Origin of the sequence: Bacillus sp. NP247, assembly GCF_018966865.1 — a bacterium.
Taxonomy (GTDB): domain Bacteria; phylum Bacillota; class Bacilli; order Bacillales; family Bacillaceae_G; genus Bacillus_A.
In genome coordinates, this window is sequence record NZ_CP076653.1 from 701,558 (window position 1) to 724,576 (window position 23,019).

Sequence of the window (23,019 nt, forward strand, 5' to 3'; positions counted from 1 at the left end):
TCTCGAGATGCTGTTCCGCTTTCCAGCAAAATTTATCAATAATTAATTACAGTTGAGCTAAACATTCTTTTATTGTTTTAACGATAAAAGTAAAGTCTTCCTCTGTAATGCTTAATGGAGGTGCAAGTTGCAAAATATTATTGTAACCTGCAACAGTGTCACCATTTTTACCAATAATTAGACCTTTTTCTTTACAAGCATTGATGACTTTGTTCATCTTTTCAATGGAAGCCGGTTCTTTCGTTTGCTTATCTTCCACTAGTTCAATACCTAAAAGAAGGCCTTTTCCGCGAACATCCCCTACGTTTGGATGCTCTTTTACATCTTCTAATTCATATAACAGTCGTTCACCCAATTCTTTGGAACGTTCAATGAGTTTCTCATTCTCCATAATTTCTAAATTTTTCAAAGCCAAGGCGCAAGCAGCTGGATTCCCTCCGAACGTATTCACATGGCGGAAGCGATCATAATCTTCACTGCCTACGTATGCCTCATAAATTTCTCTTCTGACTGCTGTTGCTGACAAAGGAAGATACGCACTTGTAATACCTTTTGCCATTGTAATGATATCTGGTTTAACGCCATAATTCATAAATCCAAATGGCTTCCCAGTCCGGCCAAATCCACATATAACTTCATCACAAATGAGCAACGCACCGTGCTTCTCGCAAATTTCTTTTACTTTTTCCATATATCCATCAGGAGGCATCAAAATGCCGCCCCCGGTAATAATCGGCTCCATAATCACGCCGGCTACTGTTTGACTTAACTCCCATGTCATAACACGATCGATTTCATCAGCACTTGCCAGTGTACGAACATCATCTGGATTGCGATACGTATCAGGCGGTGCTACATGCAAGAACCCTTGTCCGAGTGGTTCATATTTATACTTTCGCTGTGCTTGACCTGTTGCCGCAAGAGCCCCCATTGAGTTACCGTGATAAGCACGATAGCGTGAAATAAACTTATAACGTGCATGATCACCTTTTTGTTGATGGTATTGACGAGCAATTTTAAACGCCGTTTCATTTGCTTCCGATCCACTGTTAGAAAAGAAAATGACATATTCATCATCAAGCCATTCATTCAATTTCTCTGCTAATTTAATAGCAGGAACATGACTTTGTGTCAGAGGGAAATATGGCATTTCTTCAAGCTGTTCAAAAGCCGCCCTTGCAAGCTCCTTTCGTCCATACCCAACATTCACGCACCAAAGACCGGACATGCCGTCTAAATAACGGTTTCCATCAATATCCGTCACCCATGCTCCTTCTGCTTTTGTAATAATTAAATTCGTTGGATTAGGGGATGCTCCTTTCATTGCATGCCAAAGGTACTTTTCATCTGCTTGTTTCAAACTTTGTGTTTGCTCTGTCGCTTGCACAATCACCAACTCCATTCTATTCTTTTATGGTTTCACATAAAGTGAAACTTTAATCAGTGGGGGTTTTGTTCATCCCCCACCTAAATTCTTTGCTCCAGCTGAATTTTGAGGTGGGGATCTTACTGCCCGTTAATGCGGGATCAATCTTTCAATAACGAGCCGTAAGCATTTTCTTGCGAGTATAGAATTCTACGCCATCTTTTCCATTTGCATGGAGATCACCATAGAAGGATTTCTTATAACCTGAGAATGGGAAGAATGCCATTGGAGCAGGAACCCCAAGATTGACCCCAAGCATACCTGCATCAATTTCTTCACGGAATTCACGAATAGCTTTCGCGCTATCGGTGTATAGGCATGCACCATTTGCGAACGGTGATGCATTAGCAACATGAATCGCTTCCGCCAAGTCTTTTACACGTACAACAGAAAGAACCGGTGCGAAAATTTCATCTTGCCAGATTTTCATTTCCTGTGTCACATTGTCAAAAATTGTTGGGCCAACAAAATAACCGTTACCGTTTGCTGCATCATCTTCACGTCCGTCACGAATAAGTGTCGCTCCCTGCTCTATACCAGATTGAATGTATCCGAGTGTACGCTCTTTATGTCCGTCGCGAATAACGGGACCAAGGAAAACATCTTCCTCCAGGCCATTACCAATCGTAATTGCATTAGCCTCTTGAAGCAGTCTATTAACGAGCTCATCTGCAACCTCTTCTTCCACGACAACAACAGCCGCCGCCATGCATCTTTCACCAGCTGAACCGAAGGCAGCACTTGTAATTTCTTTCACTGCAGAATTAAGGTCCGCATCTTTTAATACGATCGAATGATTTTTTGCACCTGCTAGAGCTTGTACACGTTTGCCGTTAGCTGCTGCTGTTTTATATATGTACTCAGCCACAGGTTGAGAACCAACGAAAGATACAGCCTTCACATCTTCATTGTCAAGAACGCCATTCACGACGTCATGTGCACCATGCACAATATTTAACACGCCATCTGGAAGACCTGCTTCTTTAAACAGTTCAGCTATGCGATTTGCCAGCAATGGTGTTCTTTCAGATGGTTTTAATACAAACGTATTTCCGCATGCAATCGCGAGTGGAAACATCCAGCATGGCACCATCATTGGAAAGTTAAATGGCGTTATTCCTGCGATTACTCCAATCGGGTAACGATACATCCCTGATTCAACACCAGTAGCAATATCAGGAAGTTGCTCTCCCATCATTAAAGTGGGTGCACCTGCAACAAATTCAACACATTCAATCCCTCGCTGTACTTCACCGTAAGCTTCTTTATAACTTTTTCCGTTTTCCAAGGTAACGAGTTTCGCTAACTCTTCCCAGTTTTCAATCAATAACTGTTGATAACGAAATAGAATCCGAGCACGCCGAGGTACAGCCACCCTTCTCCAAGTTTTGAATGCTTCTTTAGCAGTTGCTACAGCTCTATCTAAATCTTCTTTAGTCGAAAGTGGCACACGAGCAATAATTTCGCCTGTTGCTGGATTTGGTACATCTTCAACTTGTTTACTTGTGGATTCTATCCATTGTCCGCCAATATAATTTTTTAACGTTTGTACATTTTTCGTTACTACCATGGTGAAACCTCCTAATTTTAAGATAACCATCCTTTGTATTACACCGCTCAAAAGAAAGCGCATTCATTTGATTATATGTAAACTGATTTACATATCTCCAACATTACTAATCTTGTCCATTGAATACGTAGGAGCAGTCATCTGCTTAGCATTTTTTCACTCCCAGTTCACATTATTTCAGATCAATCTCATGGTTCATCTTATAATTCTTTTTCAAAAATACTGGGCAATCCCATTCACAAACAAGGTCCTTAGCCAAGGAAACAACCCAGTCCTTTGTAACATGATACTTTTTCCCATCAACAGTAATAAACACTTCACCATCTGTCACATAGAAAACTTCCTGTTCTTCTACATGCCACGTTCCTTTATTCGGTTCACCTACCCATGGTTCCCATGTGTTGGCACCTAGTTGCTCTGCTTCTTCTGCTGTAATTTTTTTCGCAAAAAACATGATGATATCCCTCTCTCTTATTAGTAATTTTGACGGAATACATTCCTATAAATCTACTGTTTTAACATTGGTATCTGTATTAATATTGGTAGCTTTTAAACGTTTAAACTCTTTTCTCATAAAGTATATAGCAATGAGAACACCTGGAATTTCTGCAGCAGGAGCAGCGTACCATACACCTTCTACACCCCAGAATTTCGGGAAAATAAATAGAAATGGTAACATGAACAATAATATTTTGCTTACACTAATAAACGTTGCGGACCAGTTTCTCTCCTGTGATTCAAAATAACCAGAGACAAGCAAGCTAACTGCACTAAGTGTAAACAAACAATTGAATACAACCGTCGTCCAAATGCCCAGTTTTTGCAATTCAGGATTACCACCGGAAAAAAATGACACAATTGGATCTGCAAAAATGATTAATATGGCTGTCACAATTACAAAGAAGGAAACTGTAAAAATGAGTCCCATCTTAATTGCTTGTTTCACACGATCAAGGTTGCCTGCACCGTAATTATAACTAATAATCGGTTGAAGCCCTGTCATCCCACCGAGCGCCGCTAAAGCGAGGAGATTTGTAATGTAACCATTTTGAATCGTGAAAGCCGCAACGTGCAGACCACCTCCGTAGCTTTGCAGTAAATTGTTGGTGAAAATAATTGCAATAAACATCATGAACTGACTAGAGAAAGATGCAAAACCCGTCCAAACTACTTCACCAATTTTCTTGAAATTTATCATCATGTCTTTCATTTTCGGCTTAAGTTTTGTTTTACCAAACCAGAAATAAAAGATTAAGAGAACAGGAATCGATTGCGAAATCGTATTAGCCCATGAAGAACCCATCATCCCCATGTCATACTTCACTACCATAATCCATTCCATAATTCCAGCAACAGCCGCTGCGACTAACCAACTGTTCATTGATAATATAGGTTTTTCATCGATATTAGCTAAAATACTTAATACAACGGCCAATATCGTTAATGGCAACGAAATCCATAGTAGTCGGCTATATTGCACCGCATACGGAAGCGCTTCATCACTTGCTCCAAATAGAATCATAATATCCGTTTCAAAGGCCAATCCAAGTATAGCTAACAAAGAGGAAAGGAAAAGAGTAAACCATAAAGTTTGTCCCATAATACTTCTAGCTTCTTCTAGCTTTCCTTTTCCCAGTCGAAGTGAAATGACCGCTCCGGCTCCCACACCCAAAAGAACACCGATCATACGGGTAATAACCATAACGGTAAATCCAATTCCTATCCCTTCGATTTCCAGCTCCTGAAAGCCACTGACGAAATAGCCATCGATAACCGATACAACTCCTAGAATTACATTAGCCATAATTCCTGCCAAAGCAAACCGTAAATATAGTAACGGAATACTTTTGGTTCCGAGCACTGAATCATCCACCGACTTATTCATTCCTTCTGGCTTCTCTATGTTCGATGACGGACGGTTGTCCACTATTTTCATGAGCATATCCCCTTACAAATAATTTATATAGCAAGTTAAGCTCAATTAATTCACATACCAACCTACAGGCTTGGCATGCTGGTGGATATTGATTTGCTTCGTTTCCATAAAGTGCTCCAGTCCGGCAACACCTAAAGCCCTACCGATTCCACTTTGCTTATATCCGCCCCAAGGACCTTCAACATAAGCAAGATGATAACTATTAATCCAAGTAATTCCCGCACGTAATTTACTAATGACACGTTTTGCTCGGTCCATATCTTCAGTAAATACAGCACCGGCTAATCCATAAATGGAATCATTCGCTTTTTGGATCGCATCTTCCTCATCTTTAAATTTCTGTACAACAAGGACTGGTCCAAAAATCTCTTCCTTAACAATACGCATATCTGCATTTACATCAGCAAAGATTGTTGGTGCGATGAAAAACCCTCGATCAAGCCCATTTTCTGTTAAACGTTTACCACCACAAACTAATTTTGCACCTTCTTCAATTCCACTCTTTATATAATGTAAAACGTCATTCATATGAGACTCGGTTGTGAGAGCTCCCATTTCGATATTCTCGCTTTCTCCGTTTCCAACTACAATTTTGTTCGCACGCTCGGCCAATCTTTCAACAAACTTATCGTAAATGGTCTCTTGTACAAGCAAACGGGATGCAGCTGAACAAACTTGCCCAGCGTTGTGGAAAATACCAAACATCGCATTATCGACTGCCGTTTCAAAATCCACATCGTCAAACACCATAAGTGGAGATTTCCCGCCTAATTCAAGTGTGACTTTTTTCATATTGCCCGCAGCTGCGCGCATAATACTTTGACCTGTTTTTGTCCCACCGGTAAAGGCAACTTTGTCAACATCGTGACTCTCTGCAAGCTCATTTCCAACCTTTGAGCCAGGTCCTAATACTAGGTTTGCTACTCCGTCCGGAAGTCCAACCTCTTCGATGATTTCAAATAATTTAAATACGCTTACAGGAGTGACGTCGGCAGGCTTAATTACAATTGTATTTCCTGAGGCAAGTGCAGGAGCAATTTGCCAAACAGCTAGCATAAGCGGGAAGTTCCAAGGTACAATCAGTCCACAAACACCAATTGGTTCATGAATAACAATCGTTTCTGAAGAATCATCACGATTGTAAGATTCCTTTTTCATACCTTTAATCAAGTCAGCATAATAGCGGAAGCATTGAACCGATACAGGAATATCTACATAGGTTGTTGCACGAATAACTTTACCGTTATTTGCAGTTTCCAAACGTGCAATTTCAGCTGTCTTCTCTTCAAGACGGTCTGCAATCTTATATAAATAATCAGCTCTTTCATCAGCCGATAAATCTGACCAAATTCCGCTGTCAAACGCTTTACGAGCCGCCTGGATTGCTATCTTGGCATCATCTGCTGATCCATGGGCAGACGTCGCAATAACCTCTTCAGTTGCAGGATTGATAATATTTCGTCTAGCACCCGATAATGCTTCTACCCATTTTCCGTCAATGAACATGTTAATTTCCATAAACACCTCTCCTTTACGCAATAATATCTACCAGTTTGAAACCAATATGTGCTATATTGACCAGCATCGTTTTCTGATTATAGAATGGGAATGATTTGAGGCGTTCCTTTTCAAATCGATATCCACCTGCATTCCCCGTAACAATCCATTGTGCCAATAACTTACCAAACAATGTTGAGAGAGACGCGCCGTGGCCTGTATAACCAGTTGCAAAATATGCGCCTTCTTTAGATCTGCCGATAACCGGGAACGTATCAATTGTCACACCGATAAATCCACCCCACCTGTAATCAATCTTGCTTCCTTCTAGTTTTGGCATTATTTTAACCATGGCATCGTAAACACTTTGATAAACGGCATCACCTAAGTTCGGACGAATATCACCACCGCCAAATACGATCCGATTATCTGGTGTACGCCTGAAATAGTAAAGAAAACTACTCGTATCAAAAACCATGCGATCTTTAGGAATGACGGTATTCAAAAGTGTTTCTGAAAGCTGTTCAGTAGCAATAATGCGTGCCGAAATTGGTAGTACGCCTTTATTCAGTTCAGCCATGATTTTTCCAGAGTAACCATCTGTAGCAACAATAATGTCTTTCGCTGTAACAGTACCTTTTTCTGTAACAACTTTCACAATATTTCGGCCGTACTCAATAGATAGTGCTTTCGAATGCTCAAAGATTTTTGCACCAATTGATTTAGCTGCTTCTCCCAAACCAATTGCATAGTTCAGTGGTTGGAATGAGTAACTCGAGTTGTCGACTAAGCAACCATAATATTGCGGGGAATCAATTTCTTGATGCAACTGACTTCGATTAAGCACGCTACATTCATATCCAAAATTTTTGTTTAAGTATTCGCTTTCATGTTTCAATCCTTCAAAATGCTTGGCTTTGTAAGCTGCCACAATGTGACCTGTCTTTCTAAAATTACAGTTGATTTGATGCTCGTCGATAATGTTTTTAACTAATTCAACACTAAGCAGAGAAAGATCGTTAAGCTGTCTCGCCTCTTCGGCACCATACTTCTTGGCAAGCTCCTGCATCGTTGACTTATAGCCCGGCAATACCATCCCGCCGTTGCGACCGCTTGCGCCATATCCGATTGTTTCCTGCTCAAGGACAATGACACTCTTCCCTAACTTTTGCAAATGATATGCAGAAGAAAGACCTGTGAAACCTGCACCAATAATGACAACATCCGCCTCTTCATTTCCTTCAAGAGGTTTTCCTTTGTCATAGCTGTTTGCAGTCGCTTTCCAAAGTGAGAGAGTATCCATATGATCCATCTTATCCATAGCTAATCCTTCTCCTTTCGTGACATGTATGTTACAATACAGTCAAAAATATTCAAAATATTCTCATTTATTAAATTAATAATATGACTTGGAGTTTCCTCCAAGTCAATAGCCATTTGAGAGTTTTTTGAATTCATTTTGCGAAAAAAGTGGAGTAACTCCACTTTTTTCATCAGGGGGTACATCTATGAAGATTGGTACATTTGCGAAGCTTTTTCATGTGACAACCGATACAGTTCGTTATTACATTGAACTAGGATTATTAATACCAGACAAAAAAAACACCCAGTATCAAATGAACCAATTGTGTTTCGACGACATGACTTTTATTACTGAGCTGAAAAAATTTCATTTTTCATTGATAGAAATCCAACGAATTTTATCGTATCGACGTGTCACAAACTTCTCGGACCATGAGGATATCGACTACTACAACAACTTACTCACTGATAAAAAGAACGAGCTAAACAATAAAAAAGAAGACATATCAAAAGCGATTCATTTGATTGAAAAAGCGGTTCAAACTAGCTCACCTTCACCTAAAGAAGAGAATGTTACAGGGATTCCACTTGACTTTGTAAATCTGCTCTATTGTCCGAAATGCCGCATTCCCCTTGAAATGAAAGATGTAACGATTAAAATAGTCTACATTCACACGGGGAGTTTAACTTGTAGCTGTGGATACGAAGCAGCTATCGAGGAAGGTATTATTATTACCGCGAACTTGTACGAGACGTCTCCTTATCCATCTTATTTTTACGATAAAGAAACGATTAAAGAAATCAATCCCAAAATGATTAACTTATTTGAAAAAATTAATTTTCAATTTCAAAAAGTTCTACAAAATATAGATTTGAAAAACAAATTAATTGTGGAAACAAACGTTGACGCTTTCGTGTCACTACCCAAATATATCGATGTTCTTGAAACAAGCGCATCCTATGTATTCAGTGGCTATTCACTTGAGATGCTCAAGAAGGTTAGAAACAGAGTTGAGCGTATGAATCCGAAGCCACGCGTCCTTTATATTTTGAATTCCGATTTAAATCTACCATTGAAACCGTTTAGCATCGATGTTTTTGTGGATAGTTTTACAATAACTGATTTTTCACTACTAAATCCGCAGTTTCCGATTCACGTTCTAAAAAACTATTTACATAACAGTTCAACGATTGTCGGCGGATACTCGTATTATGATAGCTCGGCTAAATCCTTGAAAAACATTTCAGCCTTATATCCAAATTCTCACGAACATATTTTATATCCAAAATACTTAGAAAAAAATTTTTCAGGTCACGAATTTCAAATCACGCAAAGTGAAAATATCGGTTACTGTACAGATCCAGGACCTTATTTTGATTATCATGTAATAGATGAAAAATTCCACATGCTCATGTATTTGGCTAGTACGAAAAAATAGCACAAAAAGCGCCGTCACAAGTGACGGCGCTTTTTCTATGTAGGAGCTACTAGAAGATATCCTTCTAGCCTACTCCCATTTATAAGTCCAAAATTGTTCAAGTTGCAGCCATTTTAATGTTGCTGCATCTTTATTTTTTATTTTTGCATGCGTGTCTTCAAGCATTGCTTCTGTTTGTGAACGGTGCGCACTTAGTGCAGCTAATTTCTGTTCAAATACTTCACTAATATTATTTACAACGTCCGGTTCACCTAGTACCGCTTCACGATTTTTCGTAATTGCAACTGCATGAATGACTGGGCGCTCTTCTTTTGGCATACGTGATACAGCGCGAACTACAGCGCGGCCAAATGCATTATGGTCTGGATGTACGCCGTGCTCAGGATAAAATGTAATAATTCGAGATGGATTTACTTCTTGAATGATTGCTTCAATTTTGTCTGCAACGAAATCAACATCTTCAAACTCTAACGTTTTATCATGGAAGCCCATCATTCTTAAATCTTTAATGCCCATCGCTTCACAAGCTTCTTTCAATTCTTTCTCGCGGATATTTGGAATCGTTTCACGGTTAGCGAATACGTTTTTCCCCATGTTACGTCCCATTTGTCCAAGAGTACCACATGCATACGTTACAGGTACTCCTTGATCTGTTAATAAGCGAATTGTTCCTCCCGCAGCATACGCCTCATCATCTGGATGCGGAAATACAACAAGTACATGTCTCTCCATAAGTTTCCCTCCTTCTTACTTAAATGGTGTTAAGCTTAATTCAAGCGCAACTGCTAGGCGGCCTAGATTATCATGTCCAGCTAGTAATAAACGCTTTTGATCGTCTACTTCCCAGTGCGTAATACCTTCTGCATATACCCAACCATGATCCATTTTTAGACCAACTCGGTATGGATTTGTTCCAGTTATTTTCCCGCGTTCAAAACGAATGATTGCATTTCGAATGAAAGCACCAACTGTCATCATCTTTTCATTTATGTGTGATGCATACGCTCCGTTTGTCGTTTCTAAATGAATATATACATCTTTATTTACAAAACGTTCAATTTCATTTTGAATAAGAGAACTATCTTTTACTATTTCCATCGGAATTCACCTCTTTAAACCATTTTACGCAAAAATAATGTAAATTGCTATCTCTATATTAGAGGACAACGCCCACTTTTCCTAATAATTTGCACTGTGTTTTGTTATTTTTTTATATCCTATGTAGAATTCACATTTTTTCCTTCACTTTGTTAAATAGTTTTCTTTCTTTTTTGAATTTGCTACAATATAAATTATGCAGAGGGATGCATTTTTACAATTGAATACATACTTTAAAGAAGGTGACAAGCTTGGAACATTCAGCACATGAAGTAGCAAATTGGCAATATTATTTTGCAATTGCCGTATTTTTAGTCACGTACGGTTTTATTATTTCTGAAAAATTGAATCGTGCTGTAATCGCACTATTCGGTGCTGCTATTATGATTATTTTTGGAATTGTAGATTTACATACTGCTTTCACATCACATATTCAATGGGAAACGATCACCCTATTAATCGGAATGATGATTCTCGTACATATTACGAGTCAATCAGGTGTATTTGAATTTGTAGCCATTAAAGCAGCGAAAGCAGCTGGCGGAAAACCGATTCGCATTTTATTATTACTATCCCTATTAACCGCTGTCGGTTCTGCATTTTTGGATAACGTAACAACCGTATTATTAATCGTACCTGTTACACTATCCATTACACGTATTTTAAAAGTAAACCCTGTTCCTTATTTAATTTCAGAAGTACTATTTTCAAATATAGGCGGGACAGCAACGTTAATTGGTGATCCGCCTAACATTATGATTGGATCAGCAAATAAGCACTTAGACTTTAATGCTTTTTTACTAAACTTAGCTCCAATCGTAATTATTATTTCTATCGTTACACTTGGCATTATTTACTTCATGTATCGTAACAAACTAAAAACAACACCTGAGCAAATTGAAAAATTAATGGCATTAAATGAGAAAGATTATATTAAAGATCAAAGCCTCCTTTTAAAATCCATTACGATTTTAGGACTAACTATTTTAGGCTTTGTACTTCATTCTATTATTCATGTAGACGCTGCCGTTATTGCGATGACAGGTGCTACACTTCTTATGTTAATCGGTGTGAAAGAACATGATATTGAAGATGTATTTGCCCACGTTGAATGGGTAACTATTTTCTTCTTCGCCGGACTATTCGTTCTCGTTGGCGGGTTAATTGATATCGGACTTATTTCTTCACTTGCAAAAGAAGTACTCGACGTAACAAATGGCGATATCGGTTTCGCTGCGATACTTATTTTATGGGTATCTGGCATTGCATCTGCGACAATTGACAACATTCCATTTGTTGCAACAATGATTCCACTTATTCAAGATTTGGCTATAGGACTCGGACTATCTGTCGATTCCCCGCAAATCGAAGTACTTTGGTGGGCGTTATCTCTTGGAGCTTGCTTAGGAGGAAACGGAACGTTAATCGGAGCATCCGCAAACGTAGTCGTTGCTGGTATTGCAAAACGTGAAGGACATGGATTCTCTTATATGGACTTCTTAAAAATCGGTTTCCCCTTAACTATCATTGCGCTATTGTTATCACATGCTTACATTTATTTACGTTATTTAATGTAGAAATTGTAGTGTACGAAATTATATCATCAAATACAAAAGGTTTGCAGCACCATGCTGCAAACCTTCTTTCATCACCAAAATATACCTATAATTGCTAATCCACCTAAAATCATACCACCTATTTGTCCGACGATTGTTGGTGATAGTTGAACACCTTTTCTCACTTCAACGACCGGTCTTTCATGCCTTAGTTGCTGCACTTCACTTTGAAGTTGGTGCACACTTCCGTGTAGCTCTTTTATAAGCTCCTTTAATTCAGCGACCTCTTCGTTTACTGGCTTACTTTTTTCTAAGTTCATCTCGCATAGCTCCTTATAAAGTGAAACTTTAATCAGTGGGGGTTTTTTTCATCCCCCACTGATTATTAGTTGAACCAATCGGGCATTTATGGACAGTTGATCTCCTACCTTCTTCGCACCAGCCGAATTTTGAGGTGGGAGTTTTACCGCCCACAAATAGCGGGATAAATTCAATCAGCTCACTGTAAAATTTCGCCAATTATCATTGTATCTCCTGCATACTACATATATAATATGGAATGTATTTTTAATCTTGCAGCTCCATCCATTCATCCCGCAATATCCCCATAATCATTCGATCAAAACACTTTCCATCTCTTTGAACTGCTTCTCTCATACAACCTTCCATTTGAAAACCCATCTTTTTATATAGCGCAATGGCTGCTTTATTATAAGAAATAACATCCAGACCGACGCGGTGTAAATTCATTTCATAGAAGGCATACTTTAAAATAAGATGTATTGCTTCTTTCCCATATCCTTTTCCCCTATCTTTTGTATCCCCTATACCAATTGCTAATAAACCTGTTCTGTTATTCCACTCTATGCCATGAATTGCAATAAAACCAATTAAGCGATCATCATGAACTGTTCTTAACATGAAAGAAATACTATTCGATCTTCGTCCCTTAAATAGTCCATCATTTGATATTTCATGTAAAGATTGCGGGCATGCTAAGTCTGTATCTACATTTCTTAAATACTCACTATCCTCTTGCCACTTAGCCATTACTTTAGTATCTGTTTCTCTAACAGCTGATAATTTAATTGTTTTATCTTGAAAAAGATTAATTGTCATCTGAAACTCCCCCTTTTTAAATAGCGGGGACAATAATTCTAGCCTATTTATCCCCTTTTTCCATATACTCTTGTATGAACGGGATACTTACAATAAGCGCTGACATTGGCACATCTCCTCTACATTAAATTAACTTCATTGTATAATTTTTCATTTATTCTAACAATAAAAACAATAAAAAGACCCTCCAAATTTAGAGGGCCTTTCCTAATAGCAAAACTGTATTATTTCGTAAACATTTTCTCCGCTTCATCCATCGCCATTTTATTTCCTAAAGCAGAATAGTCAAGCCATGGTTGGTCATTAATAATGTATACGTGCTTACCTTTTACAGCTTTTAAGTCTTTCCAAATTGGTGTTTCTTGAAGTTGTTTAAATGCTGCTTTTGCTTTATCGTCTCTGTTTACAACAACGAAAATCGCATCTGCATCAAAGTCAGGTAATACTTCTTGTGAAATGACTTCGAAAGGACGGTTCCCATCAATTTTCTCTACACCATTTGCAGGTTGTAATCCTAAGTCTTGGAACAAAATTGGTCCCATCGGTCTTTTCGTACTAAATACACGTAATTCTTTTGCGGTCACGCGAATTGCCATTACTTTTTCGTTATTACCTAGCTCTTTATCTATTAAACTTTTTACTCGTTTTGATTGTTCTTCATAGTCTTGAATATATTTATCCGCTTCTTTCTCACGGTTTACAAGTTTACCTACTTCTTTTAAATGATCTCTCCACGTACCTTCATCTAAATTAAAAGTATGTGTTTTTGCAATTTTTTCGTATTTCGCTAAATCTTTGCCAGCATATTTTTCATCCACATAAATTTCAGTTGGCTTTAATTGAAGTAATGCTTCCATATTCGGATCTGTTACAACCCCAAGTTTCTTCGTATCTTTCAACTGCTCTTTTGCGTGCGGTAAGAAATCTTTTAAATCTCCACCAATAACAGAACCTACTGGTGTAATTCCTAATGCAAGTAAATCATTTGTTAAGTGAATAGACATTGAAGCAATTTTTGGATCATTACTTTTTTCCGTTTTTTTAGTTGCCTCTTCATTAGGTTTCGATTGACCACATGCTGCTAATACTAAAATACACATAATGCTAAATAAAATGGAAAGTTTCTTTTTCATATGTTCTCCTCTTTGAAGTATTTATTTTGTTTTTGTAAGTAAATAAAGAAAATACGGCGCTCCTAAAGCCGCTACTACTACACCAGCTGGAATAGAGTTTGGCTCGAATACAGAACGACCTATCGTATCTGCGAGTACTAAAATAATCATTCCAATAATGCCAGCTAACGGAAGGAAGTGCTGATATGTACTACCTACTAACTTCCTTGCAATATGCGGAGAAACTAAGCCGATAAAGCCAATTCCCCCTGCCATCGATACACTTGCACAAGACAATCCTACCGCTGTAGCTAAAAGTAGTAACCGTTCTTTTTGAACAGATACACCAAGTCCTGCTGCTACACTATCACCTAGTGACAGTGCATTTAACGTTTTAGATTTCAGCCATGCGTACGGAGTTAGTATCAAAATCCAAGGTAATAATGCTAGGACATGAATCCAATCTCTTCCCCACACGTTACCAACTAACCACCTAGAAGCGAATGTATACGTCTCATCATTTAACTTGAGCGAGAAAAATAATGAAAGTGCACTAAAACCAGCTGAAACTGCAATACCAACAAGAATAAGTCGAATAGGAAGTAAACCTTTTGACCGATCACTCGCAAGCAAAACAATAAGAAATGCAGCTAACACTCCTCCGCCAAATGTAAATAACGGTATTAAAATCGATGCACTCTCGTTAATAGAATGAAAGAGAGTAACAAATACAATAAGCCCGAAAGATGCACCCGAATGTAATCCGAGAATACCGGGATCTGCGAGTGCATTACGAGATAGCCCTTGCAAAATCGCACCGGAAACCCCAAGGCCAATACCGGCTAACATGGTGATTATAATTCTTGGCATACGATAATCGTATAGCACGGTTGCACTCTCAAAATCACCATAGCCAAAAAGCGTTTGAATTACTTTGAGCGGTGCGATACTCAGCGTCCCCGTATTTAAGCTAATCAAAATTACAGCGATACTTATACATCCGAAAATTGTAGTTACAGTAATAGCTCTCTTTTTATCCGTGTTAAAAAGATCCTTCACTTATAACTCCCTCCCAACTTTACGTGCTATATAAAGGAAGAACGGAACTCCAACAAGAGCTACCATAATTCCTATCGCAAGTTCTTTAGGAGGATTTACTGTTCTTGCTCCTAAATCAGCTAACACTAATAACATAGCTCCTAATAATGCTGACATAGGAATAATAAGCCGATAATTAACACCAACTAATTTTCTAGCAATATGCGGAATGACTAGTCCTACAAATCCAATAGAACCAACAGCTGAAACAGAAACACCTGCAAGAATAACTACTATAATCATCCCAAGTATTCTTGTACGGTTCGTTTTCACACCTAAATTCGTAGCAACATCATCCCCCATTGATATGAGTGAAATAGATCGCCCTAGCACTGTCGCAAAAACAATCGTTATGAGAATAATAGGCACTAAAAATTTCAAGTGTTCCCACTTAACCCCCGCAACACCACCAGCAAACCAAAACGCTAAATCCTGGCTTAAATCATAATAAATTGCAATACCTGAACTTAATGAGTGTAAAAGCGCTGCCATAACTGCTCCTGCAATCGTTAACCTCATCGGTGTTAATCCGCCTGATGTTGCTGATCCGATAATAAAAATAAGTACGGTACTTAAAACTGCTCCAATAAAGGAAACAATCATTAAGTAGGAATACGGCATATGCGGGAAAAAAGCAAAACTAAGTGCTACTACAAACATCGCACCCGCATTTATTCCGAGCACACCTGCATCAGCTAAAGGATTTCGTGTTACTCCTTGCATAACAGCTCCAGCGACTGCAAAAGCAGCTCCTACAACTGCCGCTCCAATTACCCTTGGGAGCCTTAATTCATAAATAATTTGATGCTGCGTTAATTTCGGATTGTAATCAAACACCGCTGCCCACACCGTTTGCAAATGAATATCCTTTGCACCGAATGCAACGGCTAAAAATATAGATCCAATTAAGCATAAAATTGTTAAGCTTATGAAAGAAATAAACTTAATATGTATCCAGCGATTATTGCCAGCATGTACAGTAGGCTTATGTAACATGTTTCATTTCATCCTTTATATTCAGTTGTTTTTTATAATCATTTTTTATTTATAATCATTATTGATAATAATTATCATTTTCATTTAGATATTATATCCCCACTTTTTTTAAATAGCAAACTATTTTTTTACTTTGCTACAATATTAAAATACTTATTACAATTCCCTTCTAAAACTTACAAATACATGCAAAATAGACTACTGGATTATTTTTCAAATTGTAGTATACTTATTAATTTTTTTGATTTTTCCAATAAAATACCGAAGGTGACACAATGTACTATATAAAACAACTACTACATTTCACTTACGAACAAGCATTATCTTGCTTATTCCCAGTCGTCATTTTTTTAACACTAGCCCTTTCAAAAATCATTTCAATTCCAGGATTATATCGCTATGATTTCATACTCGTCGTTTGTCTTCTTATGCAATGGATTATGTACAAAACAGGTCTTGAAACAAAAGATGAACTGAAAGTAATTACTGTTTTCCACCTCATTGGCCTTTTACTAGAAATATATAAAGTACATTTCGGTTCATGGAGTTATCCTGAAGAGGCTTATTCAAAAGTTTTCGGAGTTCCGCTTTACAGCGGTTTTATGTATGCGAGTGTCGCAAGTTACATATGCCAAGCGTGGAGAAGATTGCATTTACAAATGTATAATTGGCCGAAAGCTATTTTTGCAGTACCATTAGGCGCTATGATTTACTTCAATTTTTTTACACATCATTTTCTATATGACTTTAGATGGGTATTAACTTTACTTTTATTTATTGTTTTCTTTCGAACTTTCGTGGAGTTTTCATTACAAGGCGTTACATATAAAATGCCACTCGTACTCTCCTTTTTCCTTATCGGATTCTTTATTTGGATTGCGGAAAACATCACAACATTTTTCGGAGCATGGCAATATCCAAATCAACGCGAAGCATGGAACCTCGTTCACTTAAGCAAAATTAGCTCATGGTTTTTACTCGTTGTTATTAGCATTATGATTGTTACACAACTCAAACATTTGAAGCAGTCGAAAGGATAATGCTGATTACGTTAGAAATATTAAAATTAATTAATTTTCTCTACTTGCTCAATAAAAAAACGAAATCCATCTGGGATTTCGTTTTTTTAAGCAATTAAATTCAAAACTATAGAGATTTCACAAGACGTTCCATCGCCTTCATTTGACCAATATGATCCGCTTCATGGTATAACATCATACCGTAAAGCTCCCCTACTGTTTCCAATCCTAAGAATGGCTCTGGAAGTTTATTTCCAAATGCTTCTGCTGGAATTTCGTTAATACGTTTTGCTTGTTCTTTTAATTGAGACGTTAACACTTCTAATGATGGCCCGTCTGTTTTCCATTTAGATGGTCTTGAACCATATCCAAACATACCTGGATATTCAGTTGGCAATTGTTTAAATTCTCTTCCAAACATAAAAATTTCGGCTGTCGTTAACACGTGACCAATATGCCAGCGAATTGTATTGTTAAAGCCCTCTGGCTGCGTATCCACAGTTTTATCATCTAACGTTTCCATAAATTTAAGTAATGCCCCGCGCGTCATTTCAAATTGTTTTAAACCAACTGTTCTATTCATTTTATCGTCCCCTTTTTTATGTACAATTTATTATGAACTAAGAATGTTAAACTTATTAAAGTTTTACCTTGTTTAATCTATCAGAAACAATTAAGAAAAACATCTAATATGCTTAATGTACTTCGGCAATATGTCTTTTTAAAAAGGTACAGCCCTCGTAAATATAGAATTACTTACAGCGCAAATATTTTAGTAAACAAAAAAGGAGTGTAATTACGTGTTAGATATTTTAAAACAACAATATAATCTTATTAGTTCTACAAGAGAAACTCTATTTACGTTTTTGGAGGAAATCCCACTAGAAAAATTACACAATACAATTCCTAATTTCGGAAGCGGCAGCATTATAAAAACCCATATTCATGTAGCCGATTGCTATCGATACTGGCTCGGATCATTCGCATTTAACCAAAAACGAGCAGATTTTTCATTTGCTAGTGATTATGAAATTGAGCATGCAGATGTCGCGAAAGTCCGTCTAGATTTAAGTTAGTAGATGAAGTTGTAATACGTTTTTTAGATGTATACAATGACCGTTGGCTCGAAATTATAGCCAATGAAGTGAAATGGCAAAAAGAACCTTGGAGTACAACACCGCTATGGCTTTTAACTCATACAGAAACACATGAGTTTCATCATAAAGGACAAATCGTATCCATGGCTCGTCACCTTGGATACACTCCTCCTGATACAGACCTTAGTTAATTCTAACAACTCAACTACTATAACTGTCGTTAGCATTGTTTATATATGAAAAGGCTCTTCATTCTTTTTGATGTTGTTTATAGTTCTGCAATTTTTTTGTGGCACAAACTTGTATGTTATTTTAATTATGTTTGTGTCGTGTTCTTATTTATTAGTTTCATATCCATAAAAAATATATTAATATGTTTCCTTTTATTATTGCAGTTACCTAATCAATAAGAGGTTCTTTCTTTTTATTACAACTTTACACAAAATAAATACGAATATTCCGAAAAATAAAGTTGAAAATGCTGGTAAAATTTTATCATTTGGCACGTACACACTCCAAAAAGAATTCAGAAGCGCATGAAAAATTAGACACATAAAAATACTTTTAGTTGCGTTAAAAATTGTAGTTAATAAGAAAGAAACGGCAATTGTCGTAATTATAAAGGCTATAAAATCCCTTTGAGTTTGATTCGTGCCTGGAATAAACCATAACGGCCAGTGCCAAATTGCCCATATAAAGCTCACAATAACCGTACTAAAAAATGCCGGAAATCTTTTCTGAAGGGCAGGTTGTAAGAATCCTCTCCATCCAATTTCTTCAAGACCACCACCAACGATCATTATTGGAAAACTAAGTAACGCCACGTATAATGGTTTTTGCATCGTTGCTCCACCAAATATCGTTGGAAGGTAACAGCTAATAAAAGCTAGAATCGTGATTAGAATATACCATGCAAAGTGATGTTTAGGATTTACAATATTTTTAATGAAACTTCTAAACTCCTCTTTTGATCCATATTTTTTCTTTAGACTAATCGCAATGATTGCCGGCATGATTCCGCCGAAAACAAATAGTATCCTCGCTAGCGGTGTACCAAATGTCGTAATGTTTAATCTTATCAAGCTAATTAATAACCCCCAAAGTGTCCATGTAACTATTAAAGTACATATTACATATCGTTTAATCTCATTCCCCATTTACTTGCCTCCTTTGTTTTAATTACAGCATAAATTTGGATAAAAGAAAATATTTCATGTTAAATTACCCCAAAAACATTAAAGGAACATCCATACTAAATCAGGCTTTTATGAGTGAGCCCACTTCCACCTACCTACTTTGCTTCATTCGCAATTCGAATGTGGAGTCTTACTATCCGTTAAGGGGGAATAAATAAACAAAAAAGGCTTGTTTTGAAAAACGATAAAGACACGCGCTTTTAAAGTGACGATAAAATAATTTAATTCTTGTTGAACTACAATGTAGATTATTGGTACATGCTTGTTTTCAGCTTAAAATATCTATAAAAAACTCGTTGATACATTTTGTTATGTATAAAACTTTTATTATTCGTTTTAGGTATACCATATCATGATAAAATTCATGTAACATCAAAGTAAGACACATACTTTTCAAACAATACACAAAATAAAACTCTTCTTCCATGTAGAGCAAAAATATTTATATACTCTATCACCAAACTTAAGGAGAAATTTATAATGAGATTAGAGAGTGAAAGAATTTATTTAAGGCCCCTTTGTGAACTAGATGCACCCATTATATTAGAAAGTACGATGGATAAAGAAATAAGATATATGACTGGGACCAAGCCTACTTTTTCATTAGAACAAATTAAGAAACATATAGAAAATATAAATAATGATTCAAGTCGCTATGATTTCGCTATTTGCTTGAAAGGCAATGACGAAATGATTGGAGAGTTATCGATTTTAAATATCGATGAGGAGAACCAAAAAGCAGTATTCAGAATATCGATGATTTCTATTCCCTTAACCGGAAAAGGGTATGGAACTGAAGCTATTAAAATAGTTTTAAAGTTTGTTTTTGAACAACTCACATTAAATCGTTTACAGTTAGAAGTATTTAACCATAACTTACGTGGAATTAGAGCTTATGAAAAGGTTGGGTTTATAAAAGAAGGAACTTTACGTCAATCTTTATTTTATAACGATACATACTCGGATGAAATTATTATGGCCATACTTAAAAGCGATTATAGAGAGAGACCTTTGTAAATGAATGTACTTAATCTATTAAACAATTTTAAAGAACCTTACCACAATAAAGCGAAACTTTAATCAGTGGGGGTTTTGTTCATCCCCCACTGATTATTAGTTGAACCAATCGGGCTTTTACGGGCAGTTGATCCCCCATCTAACTTCTTTGCTTTCGCTGAATTTTGAGGTGGGGGTCTTACTGCCCGTTAATGCGGGATAAAATGCAGTAAGGCTCTTTCATTTTTATATCAAATAACAGCTCTTAACACATGTATAATCGTATTAATACCAAATTGTCTCCGCATAATTATATGCATCACTATTCGGAATGGCATGTTTTCCCTGCGCTTGTGCCTTTCTTGGATCTAAATCATATACCATTGGCGTATAGCATGATGTTTGCCCTTTATTTACAACACCATTTCCTCCAGCACTTCCGCAAGTATATGCCTTTCCATCTGTTTTTCTAACAATCCTTGCATCAGCTTCGTTATTATAAACTGCTGGGCGGGTTACAGTAACTTTTGCCCATGCTGTTTTACACGTCGTGCTAAATTTTAATTCTACATAAGAATTTGAATCTATCCATTTTTTCTCTTTCGTTACTGCGGATTGATCACAGCTATTATAATAAGGACTTTTCCCATCATATGAATGGTCTTCAGCATATGCTTTATCGCTATTAGTCGTGCTAAACATACACTCGCCTTTTTTAAAAGTTTCATATAATTTCACTCCTTTATTAGTAACGTGCTGTTTTCCCGTAACCATTATTAATCGTCACCGCTTCAGCATCAGCTGTATAACCAAAATCAGCAGTTAAATCAAATACCATTCCTGTATACGTACTCGTTTGACCTGTTTTAATCGCTCCATTACCACTATTAGAATCTACTGATTTTTGGAATACACCGTTTTTATATTTATTAATAACAGCGTAAGCATATATCCCCCCGGAAACAGAAGGTGCTGGTTGATCTAAAACAAGCTTAGACCATGCTGCGTGACAGTTATTACTGTAACGTAAATACACTGTGCCTACTTTTTTACTACCTTCGTAAACCGCTGTAGACTTTGCATTAAATCCATCTGCATCACATGTTGTACTGCCTCCGTATACTTTCGTTGTTGCTGGGTTTTTCCCGTCATAATAACTACTAAGATCAGTAGCTGCAAATGTACTTCCTTGAAAACTAAATAATACCCCTACACTCGCTGCACTTAACACACATACTTTCATTAGCTTTTTAAACATTGTAAATCTCCCCCCTCAAAATAAGTACGTATAATAAAGACACTCTTTCCCCTATGTACGCCCCTCCTTCCATGCTTCCTAGAGGCATCTTACAGAAACAAATAAACGTTGTAAATTTCCTTATGATTATTGGAATATACGAAGAAATTTACTTATCCTTGTAAGAAAAAAAGTTGAGAAATACACATTTTATAGCATTCTTTATTTAAAACATAAAAGAACCGATACTTGTTTCATTCAAGCATCGGTTCTCTCTAGACAAAAATGCCATTTCCCTTTTATTTAAAACAAATATTTCTCCACTTAATCTGTTGTAAAAAACTCCCTCGTCACATCAATAAATTGCTGCAGTGGCACTGTCATCCATTTATCTTTATGCCAAGCAATTTGTGTATAAATCGGTGAGATTGCATTTTCTACATGTAACTCTTTTATCGTCCCTTCTCTTATATCTTTTTCTACTACGATTGCTGGCAAAACAGCTATACCCAAATCTGCAATGACACATTGTTTAATTGCTTCTACACTAACAAACTCAATTTTATTTGCTGGAAATACACCTTCTGCCCGAAATAACTCTTCAAATAAAGTCCGATACGAGCAACCTAGTTCTGTTAATAAAAGTGTTTCACTCTCTAAATCTTTTGTAGAAACTGAAGGTTGTTCAAGTAAACGATGCCCTGGCGCCGCTACTACTTTTAATTCTTCTTTCATAAGTGGCTCCACATGTAAAACATCTTCTGTTTTACATTCGTCTAAAATAAATACAAGGTCTACTTTCCCCTCCATCAATTGCTCTTTCGCATCTTTATTGGAATGCGCAGGTTTAAATATAAGTTTAATTTGAGGAAATTGTGCCTTAAACCTCTTTAATATAGAAGGAAGCCTGTATGTACATTGACTTTCTTGTGCACCAATTATTAACGTACCTGCTAGTTCCTCATCATCTTTCACAGCCATTTTCGCTTCATCACTAAGTGCGATCATCTTATCAGCATATAATTGAAACTTCCTTCCTGCTTCAGTTAAGAAAAGGCGTTTTCCTAATCTCTCAAATAATGGCGTACCGAGCTCCGCCTCTAACGTTTTAATTTGCGCCGTTACGCTCGATTGGGCAAAGTTTAATTTCTTCGCAGTTTGTGTAAAGTTCAAAGTCTCTGCCGCTACTTTAAATGTAATTAATTGTTTTATCTCCATTTATCATCCCTCTTTTCAATCGATATTTCCGATTGATTCCATCGAAATAATTCTCTTTGTCTATTGATATTTGTATTGTATGATAAAGAGCATCGACAAACAATATA

At 37.0% G+C, this 23,019-nt stretch carries 22 protein-coding genes and 1 pseudogene; 5 read left to right on the forward strand and 18 right to left on the reverse strand.

Annotation, left to right across the window (positions count from 1 at the left end; genetic code table 11):
• Positions 1-46 precede the first annotated feature (46 nt).
• The 6 genes from KPL75_RS03740 to KPL75_RS03765 form a co-directional block, all read right to left on the reverse strand.
• The gene (locus KPL75_RS03740; RefSeq protein ID WP_219919450.1) at positions 47-1,402 is read right to left on the reverse strand and encodes an aspartate aminotransferase family protein; all 1,356 of its coding nucleotides are present in this window, start codon (positions 1,400-1,402) and stop codon (positions 47-49) included.
• Between the two features lie 133 nt (positions 1,403-1,535).
• Positions 1,536-2,996 carry a CoA-acylating methylmalonate-semialdehyde dehydrogenase gene (locus tag KPL75_RS03745; RefSeq protein ID WP_219919451.1) on the reverse strand — a complete coding sequence of 487 codons (1,461 nt, stop codon included), beginning with the start codon at positions 2,994-2,996 and terminating at the stop codon, positions 1,536-1,538.
• A gap of 172 nt (positions 2,997-3,168) precedes the next feature.
• The gene (locus KPL75_RS03750) at positions 3,169-3,450 is read right to left on the reverse strand and encodes a cupin domain-containing protein (protein WP_219919452.1); all 282 of its coding nucleotides are present in this window, start codon (positions 3,448-3,450) and stop codon (positions 3,169-3,171) included.
• 45 nt (positions 3,451-3,495) lie between these two features.
• On the reverse strand, positions 3,496-4,932 hold the full coding sequence (locus KPL75_RS03755; RefSeq protein WP_219919453.1) for an MATE family efflux transporter: 1,437 nt from the start codon (positions 4,930-4,932) through the stop codon (positions 3,496-3,498).
• Positions 4,933-4,977: 45 nt separating this feature from the next.
• Positions 4,978-6,450 carry an aldehyde dehydrogenase family protein gene (locus KPL75_RS03760; RefSeq protein ID WP_219919454.1) on the reverse strand — a complete coding sequence of 491 codons (1,473 nt, stop codon included), beginning with the start codon at positions 6,448-6,450 and terminating at the stop codon, positions 4,978-4,980.
• Between the two features lie 13 nt (positions 6,451-6,463).
• Entirely contained in the window at positions 6,464-7,750 is a 1,287-nt protein-coding gene (locus KPL75_RS03765; RefSeq protein ID WP_219919455.1) for an NAD(P)/FAD-dependent oxidoreductase, read from the reverse strand.
• Positions 7,751-7,937: 187 nt separating this feature from the next.
• Here KPL75_RS03765 and KPL75_RS03770 point away from each other — a divergent pair, with 187 nt between their 5' ends.
• The gene (locus tag KPL75_RS03770; RefSeq protein WP_219919456.1) at positions 7,938-9,170 is read left to right on the forward strand and encodes a MerR family transcriptional regulator; all 1,233 of its coding nucleotides are present in this window, start codon (positions 7,938-7,940) and stop codon (positions 9,168-9,170) included.
• 69 nt (positions 9,171-9,239) lie between these two features.
• On the opposite strand, the gene bshB2 is transcribed toward KPL75_RS03770, so the two are convergent.
• Positions 9,240-9,902, reverse strand: coding sequence for a bacillithiol biosynthesis deacetylase BshB2 (gene bshB2, locus KPL75_RS03775; RefSeq protein ID WP_219919457.1), 663 nt, complete (start codon positions 9,900-9,902; stop codon positions 9,240-9,242).
• A gap of 15 nt (positions 9,903-9,917) precedes the next feature.
• Positions 9,918-10,268 (reverse strand): YojF family protein, encoded by a 351-nt coding sequence (locus KPL75_RS03780; RefSeq protein WP_025150464.1) that lies wholly within the window; start codon positions 10,266-10,268, stop codon positions 9,918-9,920.
• A 251-nt stretch (positions 10,269-10,519) separates the two neighbouring features.
• On the opposite strand from KPL75_RS03780, the gene KPL75_RS03785 reads away from it, so the two are divergent.
• Positions 10,520-11,845, forward strand: coding sequence for an ArsB/NhaD family transporter (locus KPL75_RS03785; RefSeq protein ID WP_219919458.1), 1,326 nt, complete (start codon positions 10,520-10,522; stop codon positions 11,843-11,845).
• Positions 11,846-11,916: 71 nt separating this feature from the next.
• Here KPL75_RS03785 and KPL75_RS03790 read toward each other — a convergent pair whose 3' ends face one another.
• From KPL75_RS03790 to KPL75_RS03810, 5 genes are all read right to left on the reverse strand, one after another.
• Positions 11,917-12,144 (reverse strand): coiled-coil domain-containing protein, encoded by a 228-nt coding sequence (locus KPL75_RS03790; protein ID WP_001047525.1) that lies wholly within the window; start codon positions 12,142-12,144, stop codon positions 11,917-11,919.
• 247 nt (positions 12,145-12,391) lie between these two features.
• A complete protein-coding gene (locus KPL75_RS03795; protein WP_219919459.1) occupies positions 12,392-12,943 on the reverse strand; it encodes a GNAT family N-acetyltransferase in 552 nt (183 codons plus the stop codon).
• A gap of 224 nt (positions 12,944-13,167) precedes the next feature.
• Entirely contained in the window at positions 13,168-14,076 is a 909-nt protein-coding gene (locus tag KPL75_RS03800) for an iron-hydroxamate ABC transporter substrate-binding protein (RefSeq protein WP_219919460.1), read from the reverse strand.
• A gap of 21 nt (positions 14,077-14,097) precedes the next feature.
• Positions 14,098-15,114: a FecCD family ABC transporter permease gene (locus tag KPL75_RS03805; protein WP_071771954.1), complete on the reverse strand. Its 1,017-nt coding sequence runs from the start codon at positions 15,112-15,114 to the stop codon at positions 14,098-14,100.
• Positions 15,115-16,149 (reverse strand): FecCD family ABC transporter permease, encoded by a 1,035-nt coding sequence (locus tag KPL75_RS03810; protein WP_219919461.1) that lies wholly within the window; start codon positions 16,147-16,149, stop codon positions 15,115-15,117.
• A 275-nt stretch (positions 16,150-16,424) separates the two neighbouring features.
• Here KPL75_RS03810 and KPL75_RS03815 point away from each other — a divergent pair, with 275 nt between their 5' ends.
• Positions 16,425-17,189 (forward strand): DUF817 domain-containing protein, encoded by a 765-nt coding sequence (locus KPL75_RS03815; RefSeq protein ID WP_219919462.1) that lies wholly within the window; start codon positions 16,425-16,427, stop codon positions 17,187-17,189.
• 106 nt (positions 17,190-17,295) lie between these two features.
• On the opposite strand, the gene KPL75_RS03820 is transcribed toward KPL75_RS03815, so the two are convergent.
• Positions 17,296-17,751, reverse strand: coding sequence for a DinB family protein (locus tag KPL75_RS03820; protein ID WP_219919463.1), 456 nt, complete (start codon positions 17,749-17,751; stop codon positions 17,296-17,298).
• 217 nt (positions 17,752-17,968) lie between these two features.
• Here KPL75_RS03820 and KPL75_RS03825 point away from each other — a divergent pair.
• Positions 17,969-18,456, forward strand: a pseudogene (locus tag KPL75_RS03825) (DinB family protein).
• 204 nt (positions 18,457-18,660) lie between these two features.
• On the opposite strand, the gene KPL75_RS03830 reads toward KPL75_RS03825, so the two are convergent.
• A complete protein-coding gene (locus KPL75_RS03830; protein ID WP_219919464.1) occupies positions 18,661-19,422 on the reverse strand; it encodes a CPBP family intramembrane glutamic endopeptidase in 762 nt (253 codons plus the stop codon).
• 519 nt (positions 19,423-19,941) lie between these two features.
• On the opposite strand from KPL75_RS03830, the gene KPL75_RS03835 reads away from it, so the two are divergent.
• A complete protein-coding gene (locus KPL75_RS03835; protein ID WP_219919465.1) occupies positions 19,942-20,478 on the forward strand; it encodes a GNAT family N-acetyltransferase in 537 nt (178 codons plus the stop codon).
• 264 nt (positions 20,479-20,742) lie between these two features.
• Here KPL75_RS03835 and KPL75_RS03840 read toward each other — a convergent pair whose 3' ends face one another.
• The 3 genes from KPL75_RS03840 to KPL75_RS03850 form a co-directional block, all read right to left on the reverse strand.
• Entirely contained in the window at positions 20,743-21,159 is a 417-nt protein-coding gene (locus KPL75_RS03840; RefSeq protein WP_219919466.1) for a DUF2690 domain-containing protein, read from the reverse strand.
• A 43-nt stretch (positions 21,160-21,202) separates the two neighbouring features.
• The gene (locus KPL75_RS03845; protein ID WP_219919467.1) at positions 21,203-21,715 is read right to left on the reverse strand and encodes a DUF2690 domain-containing protein; all 513 of its coding nucleotides are present in this window, start codon (positions 21,713-21,715) and stop codon (positions 21,203-21,205) included.
• A gap of 303 nt (positions 21,716-22,018) precedes the next feature.
• Entirely contained in the window at positions 22,019-22,912 is an 894-nt protein-coding gene (locus tag KPL75_RS03850; RefSeq protein ID WP_219919468.1) for a LysR family transcriptional regulator, read from the reverse strand.
• Between the last annotated feature and the right edge of the window lie 107 nt (positions 22,913-23,019).